The 7,089-nt window shown below is 68.4% G+C and carries 7 protein-coding genes; 1 reads left to right on the top strand and 6 read right to left on the bottom strand.

Annotated elements, in window-relative coordinates; genetic code table 11:
- Window positions 1–1,294, bottom strand: a 1,294-nt coding sequence (locus B9C99_RS25240; RefSeq protein ID WP_088899774.1) for an MFS transporter, incomplete at its 3' end; no start/stop codon positions are given.
- Between the two features lie 129 nt (window positions 1,295–1,423).
- Between B9C99_RS25240 and B9C99_RS25235 the strand changes: the two genes are divergently transcribed.
- Window positions 1,424–2,092, top strand: coding sequence for a TetR/AcrR family transcriptional regulator (locus tag B9C99_RS25235; RefSeq protein ID WP_039583585.1), 669 nt, complete (start codon window positions 1,424–1,426; stop codon window positions 2,090–2,092).
- 23 nt (window positions 2,093–2,115) lie between these two features.
- Here B9C99_RS25235 and B9C99_RS25230 read toward each other — a convergent pair whose 3' ends face one another.
- From B9C99_RS25230 to B9C99_RS25210, 5 genes are all read right to left on the bottom strand, one after another.
- Complete coding sequence (locus B9C99_RS25230) at window positions 2,116–5,130, bottom strand: Tn3 family transposase (RefSeq protein ID WP_039583599.1); 3,015 nt, start codon at window positions 5,128–5,130, stop codon at window positions 2,116–2,118.
- A 146-nt stretch (window positions 5,131–5,276) separates the two neighbouring features.
- Window positions 5,277–5,462: a hypothetical protein gene (locus tag B9C99_RS25225; RefSeq protein WP_088899773.1), complete on the bottom strand. Its 186-nt coding sequence runs from the start codon at window positions 5,460–5,462 to the stop codon at window positions 5,277–5,279.
- A 61-nt stretch (window positions 5,463–5,523) separates the two neighbouring features.
- Window positions 5,524–6,465 (bottom strand): DUF3560 domain-containing protein, encoded by a 942-nt coding sequence (locus B9C99_RS25220; RefSeq protein ID WP_088899772.1) that lies wholly within the window; start codon window positions 6,463–6,465, stop codon window positions 5,524–5,526.
- Between the two features lie 77 nt (window positions 6,466–6,542).
- Entirely contained in the window at window positions 6,543–6,758 is a 216-nt protein-coding gene (locus B9C99_RS25215; RefSeq protein ID WP_029547350.1) for a hypothetical protein, read from the bottom strand.
- Between the two features lie 20 nt (window positions 6,759–6,778).
- Window positions 6,779–6,970, bottom strand: a complete 192-nt coding sequence (locus tag B9C99_RS25210) for a hypothetical protein (protein WP_088899771.1) — start codon at window positions 6,968–6,970, stop codon at window positions 6,779–6,781.
- Window positions 6,971–7,089 lie beyond the last annotated feature (119 nt).

The following is a 7,089-nucleotide window of genomic DNA, read 5'->3' as shown; positions in this document are numbered from 1 at the left end:
GGATGCGGTGGGTGTAGCCGGCGGCCAGCACGCTGCCGGCCACGGCGATCCCGATCGCGGCGCCGATCTCGCGGGCGGCGTCGTTGACCGCGGCGGCGACCCCGTGTTTGGCCTCGGGGGTGTCGGCGACGATGGCATAGGTCGCCGGCGCGGTGCACAATCCCAGGCCCGCGCTCATGATCAGCAGCGGCCACAGCAGGTCGAGGTAGTGCGCGGCGAGTGTCAGCCGGCTCACCAGCACCAGCCCGGCGGCGATGGTGAGCAGGCCGGCCACGGTCATCACCCGTAACCCGACCAGGCTCGACAGCCACGGCGCGATCACCGAGATCACGACCAGCGGCACCACCATCGGCGCCAACGCCAGCGCCGAGGCCAGCGGCCCGTAACCGAAGACCAGCTGCAGGTACTGCACAAGCAGCAGGAATACCCCGAAGGTGACCAGGAACTGGATGGTCACCGACAGCGACCCGGCACCGAAACCACGGCGGGCGAACAACCGCACATCCAGCAGCGGCGCCGCCGAGCGCAGCTCGACGACCACGAAGGCCGCCGTCGCGGCCACGCCGACCCCGGCGGCGGCGGCGACGAGCGGGTCGGCCCAGCCGCGCGCGGGGAACTCGATCACGGCGAACACGATCGCCGCGACAGCGACCGCCACCGCCACCGCGCCCACCCAGTCCACCTGCGGATGCTCGCGCTGGCGGGACTCGGCGATGGTGCACGCCAACCCCGCCAGCACCGCCCCGGCCACGGTCAACCCTACGAACACCGATAGCCACGACCATCGTTCGAGCAGCACCCCGGCACCGAGAATCCCCAGTATCGCCCCGGATCCGGCGACCCCGGCCCATATCCCCACCGCCCGGCCGCGATGAGCGGGGGCGAACCCTGCAGTGAGGATCGACAGCGTCGAGGGCATCACCAGCGCGGCGCCTGCCCCGGCCAGCGCGCGCGTCGCGATCAACCAGGCCGGGTCGGACAGCAGCAGCGGCAGCGCCGAGGCGGCGGCGAACACCACCAACCCCACCACCAGCACCACGCGGCGCCCGTAACGGTCACCGACGGCGCCGGCGGGCAGCACCAGACACGCCAGCACCAGCGTGTAGCCGTCGACGATCCAGGTCAGCTGGGCTTGGGTGGCCCCGGTCGCAAGCGCGATCTGCGGCAACGCCGAATACAACGCCGCCATCGCCGCGACCACCAGCGCCACCGCCAGGCACGACACCGCCAGCATCCACCACTGGGCCCTGGTCCAGCGGGCGATCTCGACAGTGTCCGTTCCGGGTGTGGCCACCGGCACCTCCCCGACTTTGAAGACCAACGGTATCTGTACGAGACCATTCGTATCATAGTGGTTGGGGGGTGGGATAGAGTTCACCCATATCAAGAGTTCAACGACACGAATTCGGAGGAAGGCGCGTCCATGACCGACTCAGGCCCGGCGGCGACCGACCCGCTCGCCGCGGACGACGAGCAGGCCGATCCGCGACTGGCGCGCTCACGCAACCGGTTGCTCGACGCGGCCACCCATCTGCTGTCCACCGGCGGTGTCGAGGCGGTCACCGTCGAGGCGGTCACCCGCGTGTCGAAGGTCGCCCGCGCCACCCTCTACCGGCACTTCGGCAGCACCACCCAGCTGCTCGCGGCGACTTTCGAACGACTACTTCCCCAGGTCGACACACCGACCGGCACCGGGCCCGTGCGTGAGCGGCTCCTGGCGCTGCTCGCCAGCCAGGCCGACCTCATCGAACAGGCTCCGGTGCAGATGACCACCCTGGCCTGGCTGGCGATGGGTTCCATCGGCGAGGACCACCCCGACCCGGCCGCGGTCACCTCGCTGCGCGCGCGCGTCATCGAGCAGTACCGCCACCCGTTCGACCAGATCCTCACCAGTCCCGAGGCCCGCGCGATGCTCGGCGAGCTCGACACCACCTTCGCCATCATCGAACTCCTCGGCCCGATCGTGTTCGCCCGTCTCACCGGATTACGCAGCATCGACCACGACGACTGCACCCGGCTCGTCGACAACTTCCTCACCGCCCACCGAACACCCACGCCAGCAGACACCGCTATCGACATCGCCACGCCGTAACCACGGGCCCCGGTTCCGCGCGGTCAGAACAAGGTGTCGCGCACCCGCAGCGGCCGGTACCCGGTCGGGCCCAGCTGGGCCAGCTCGGCGTCGATGTCGACCTCGATCGCGCCGAAGAAGTTGATGTTGGCACTGTGGGCCGGGCTGATGTGGGCCAGGACCTCGTCATCGATACGCTGCCCGGTCCGGCGCATCTGCTCGACAGCGAACCCGTAATACTCTGTGGTCCAGGCGATCACAGCGTTGGTCGTCAAGGTCAGGCACCAGGCCTGCTCGGTCTGGTCCTCGAGGTGGCGCGCCCGGATCATCCCCTCATGGGCATAGAGCAGGTCGCGGCGCAGCGCGTGCAGCGACTCGCCCTTGTTGAGCTGCCGCGAGATCTTGCGCCGGTAGTCCGGATCGGAGAGGTATCTCGCGGCGTAAATGGTGCGCCGCAGCGCCCCGTACTCCTTGAGCGCCGCGGCCAGGGTGTTCTGCCGCCCCGACGCCGACAGCTTGCCGACCAACAGCGACGCGGTGGCGTGCCCGAACTTCAGCGATCCGGCCAACCGCAGCAGATCGTCCCAGTGCTCGGCGATCAAACCCAGGTTGGCCTTGCGGGTCATCAGCGGGCCCGCGTGCGGGAACCGGGCCTCGGCCTCGGCGCGCGGGCCCGGCCGGTACAGGGTGATCCGCCCCAGATCCCGGATCCGTGGCGAGAGCTGCATCCCGAGCAGGTCGAACAACCCGAAGTTGACCAGGGTGACCCCGTGGGTGTCGGTGGCGTGCTCGGTGATCGGCAGATCGGTGGCGTTGCCCAGGATCTCATCGAGCACGTAGTGGGCTTCGCGTTTGGTCGCCACGATGACCTTGGTGCCGTAGGTGGCGTGGGTGTCGCTGACATGGGTGTAGGTCGACAGGCCCTCGCTGGCGAAATAGCGGCTCAACGGCCGCGCCGTGGTCGACTTACCGCGCGTCGGGAAACGCTGCCCGTCGCTCGACGACAGTGTTCCGGCGCCGAACACCGCGGTCAGCGGCAGCCGCTGGTGGTAGCCGACCAGTACCAGGTTGGCCGCGCGCAGGGTCTCCTCGCGCACATACCACTCGTCGGTCCAGGCCAGGATGTCGTAGGTGATTCCGCACGCCTCGGCCATCCGGGTCAACCCCAGGTTCGTCGAGTGCGCCAGCAGTACCGCGATCAGGTTGCGTTTGAGCTCCGGCGTCCGGGTGGCCTGACCGCCGGCGTGGGTGAAGCAGTCCAGGTAGCCGGTGCGTTTGTCCAGCTCGATCAGCAGCGACACGATCGGCGCGAACGGCAGCATTTCGGTCAGCTCGGCCTTGAGCGTGATCGCCTCGGCGGGAACATCTTCCGCGCTCAGCGGCGAGATCACCAGATCCCCGCCCTCGTCCAGCCGGACCGGGCCGTCCCCGCCGGCCAGCACCTCCTCCAGCTCACCGAGAGCGTCGTGCAGTTCGGCGACCACGGTGGCCAGCGCGACGCCAGGATCGGCGGATCGCCCGACCAGGCCGCAGAACTCAACGCGTTGCGGTTCCCACTGCCCGGTGGTGAGCAGGTAGGCGGCCGGGTCGGCGTAACGGCGCGAGCCCGGCACGAACACATCCCCGCTGCGCAACCCGTCACGCAATCCGAGCAGCACACACAACTCCCAGTAGTGCCGATACGCGGTCGCGCTGCCGGATTTGCGGGCCTCGTCGAGGTAGCCGCGCCACTTCATCGGCACGAACCCGGTCGGGGCGTCATCGAAGACCTTGCGCCGCCCGGTCGCGTTCAACTCGCGCAGCATGTTCACCGCGATCAGCAACTCGGTCGCGGCGGTACCGCCGCAGAAGCGCACCGCTTCGAGCACCGCGGGGGTGAACTGACGCAGGTAGTTGTAGGAGGAATCCAACGCCGCCAGATGCCCGTGATCACGCGGCAACCTGGGCTTGGCCTGGGCGATCGCCGCGCGCAGGCGCTCCCACCCGATCTTCTCGCCGCGGATCAGCGCACCGATCTCCTCATCCGGAACGCCGGGGTCGGTGACGATTTCCAACAGATCGTCCAGCAGCGCCTGACGGTCCTCTCCAGTCTTTCCTCGTTCGGCCAGCCGCTGCTGCATCTTCCGTTCGGCAGCACCGAATTTCACCGAGATCGCCTGATCGAACAACGCCACGACCTCATCGAGGACATCGGTGCCGGACTGGGCCAGCACCGTGAGCAGGATCGGATACCGGCGTTGCGGATCCCGACGTTGCAGCGCTTGCGGACTCAGGCGCCGGCCCATCGTGGCCAAAAACCGGCGCCGCTCGGCGGGCAGCACCGACATATCCAGCCGATCAGCGCCCAACCCGCGCAGGAAACCCAGCTTGTCGACCTCGGCGCGGACCGCGGCCGCCGAGGCCTCCACCGGCCCGGTCGACAGCCACCGCAACCGCGAGATCCCCAGCGAAGCGTCGGTGACAAGCAAGCCGTCCAACTCCGCGCACCGCGCCGCAGTGAACTCGTGAGCGAGCCGGTCATAGGTTTCGGTCTGGGCCTGGTGGCGGGCGTGGGCGACCCGCTCGACCACGGTGACCGGGCCTGGCCGGATCACCTTCGCCGAGATCAGATACTCACACGCCAGCCGGAACAGCAGAGTCGGGGAATCGTGCTCCATCGCCCGCGCGAGCAGGAACTCATCGAGCTCCTTGAACTCGAGCGCACCGACCGCACGCCATCCCAGGTACCGCGCGGCCAGGCGCACATGCTCGGTGCGGGTCTTGGCTCGCCTGCCGTAGGCACCGATCACCACCGGATCCAACCGCAACTGCTCGGCGACACGAGCCACCGCCACCGGCGGAGCCGTGACCAGCCGATCCGGCACGAATCCCAGCCACGGCAGCGTACACAACGCGATCGCCAAGCCCAGCCGCTCGGCTGGGCCCCGGCCCCGGCCCGGATCCACGAACGCCAGATCCGCAGGCGTCAGCGTGAAGTACCGGAACAGCTCCTCGCGGCTGATCTCCGGGAATCCCCGCAGTCGTTCCAACTCCTCGTCCGCGAACATCCGCGTCGCCACGACCTCAGCCTCCACCAGCACCGACCAACATCATCATCGGCAGTCAAGCACCAACCAGTCGACAGTGCATGCCGAACTCGAAACCCCGTGCCCACCAGTCGGATACGCCAAATCCGCCCGATTTCCGGCGGATGCTACGGCTACCCCTAGGCGGCGGCGGTGCCTGCGTCTCGTTCTGCGAGGTCGGCGGCGGTGTAGCTCGGGGGTCGGTCGGCTTCGTGCAGCATGGGTCCGAAGATCGTGCGGCAGGTCTGGCAGGGGGTGAGTTCGTCGGTGACGGGCTGTTTGCATCCGGGGATGATGCACTCGGCGAACAGGGATTCGGCGGTCATGGCGTCCTCGCGGCGAGTGGGGACCGGCGGCCGCGAGGGGGTCGCGGCCGCCGGATGTGGGTTACTGACCTGGGCGGATGGGGGTGTGGGCGTCCTCGGCGCGGGCGTCGGTGATCTTGTCGTAGGGCAGTCGGTCGGTCCAGCTGTAGGCGGTGGCGACGGTGACCGACTTCGCGTTGACTCGGATCACCTTGTGCCAGGTGCCGGAGCAGTTGACGAAGTATCCGGGGCGTAGGTCGGCGCGGCTGTAGAGCTTGGGGCCGTCGGTGGCGTCCTGTTCGGCGCGTACTGCGGTCCAGTATTCGATGTCGCGCTCGAGTTCGGCTTTGTTGAGTTCGAGTTGGTGCATGTGGTTGCTGGTCTCGGCGGTGTGTCCGGCAGCGCGGTACTTGGTGAGGTGGCGTTCGATGCTGCGCAGTTCGGCGCTCTGTCGTTCGATGCGGCGGTGGATCACTGCGGGGGTGTAGCGGTGATCGGTGCTGCGGGCGGCGATGCGGGCGGATTCGGCGGCTGAGCGGGCGGCGGCGTCGGCTTCGATCGCGGCGCGGGCGGTGGTGTGGGCGCGGTCGAGGGCGCGGCGGTGGCGTCGTTCGCTGTGATGTCCCACTTTGATGGGTTCTCCGCCTTCGGGCAGTGCGGCACAGGCGTGGTCGTGGCGTGCGTGGGCGGCGTCGGCGGCGGTGGCCTTGCGTTCGGCCTTGGCTGCGAGGGCGGCGGCGCGGTCGGTCAGACGCTCGTTGCGGTCGTGGTGGGCGTCGGTGCCGTCGCGGAGGGTGGTGTCGATGTCGGTTTCGACGTCGTAGCCGGCGGCGCGCAGGGCGGCGGCGGTGTGTTCGATGCGGGCGAGGTGGGGGGCGCGGTCGCGGCTGTGCGGGATGTACCAGGCGGTGATGCTGCGTCCCCATTTCCAACCTGCGGTTTTGAGGATCGGCGCGGTGCCGTCGCCTTTGCTGGTGCCGTCGATGATCGTGCCCTCTGTGGGGGTGTGCGTGATGGTGAGCATGTGGGCGTTTCCTGTTCGGGTCGGTAGTGCGCGCCGGTGGGGAGTCGCGGTGACTCCCCACCGGCGCGGAATGTGGATCAGTACTCGGCGATGAAGACCGGCCAGTGGGGGCCGGGGCGGGTGGTCCAGCGGAGGATCGGCCGCCAGTAGGTGGTGGTCCGGTAGGCGCGTTCCTCGTGGTGGGGGCACATGACCCACTCACCGTCGGTGTGGGTGGCTTCGGTGGTGCAGCCGTTGTAGTCGCACCACTGGTCGGGAAGCTCGAGTGTCTGGACGGGGGCGGGAGTGGTCATCGCGTCTTTCCTTCCGGGGGTCAGCTGAGGCCGGATTCGATTGCGGCGCTGATTTCGTCCTCGGTCATGCCTGCGGCACGGGCGGCGGCCTTGGTGTCGCGGGACTCGGCCAGGACTACGGAGATGTCCTGGCCGGTCGAGATGTTCTCGAGCAGGGCATCGATGTCGCGGCCGAGGTTGTGGAGCTTCGCGGTGATCTCTTCCTTGTTCATGCCTCTAGTTTACATCTGTTTTGATGCTTTTTCGATGTTTTGTTGGTGCTTTTATGGTGCTTTTATGGTGACGCTGGTCACACGTTTTTAGGCTCTGACCTGCGGTTTTGCGGGTGCGT

This window comes from Rhodococcus sp. BUPNP1, assembly GCF_002215235.1.
Taxonomy (GTDB): domain Bacteria; phylum Actinomycetota; class Actinomycetes; order Mycobacteriales; family Mycobacteriaceae; genus Rhodococcus.
The sequence above is the reverse complement of the archived record's forward strand: the minus strand, read 5'-3'. Positions and strand labels throughout refer to the sequence as shown.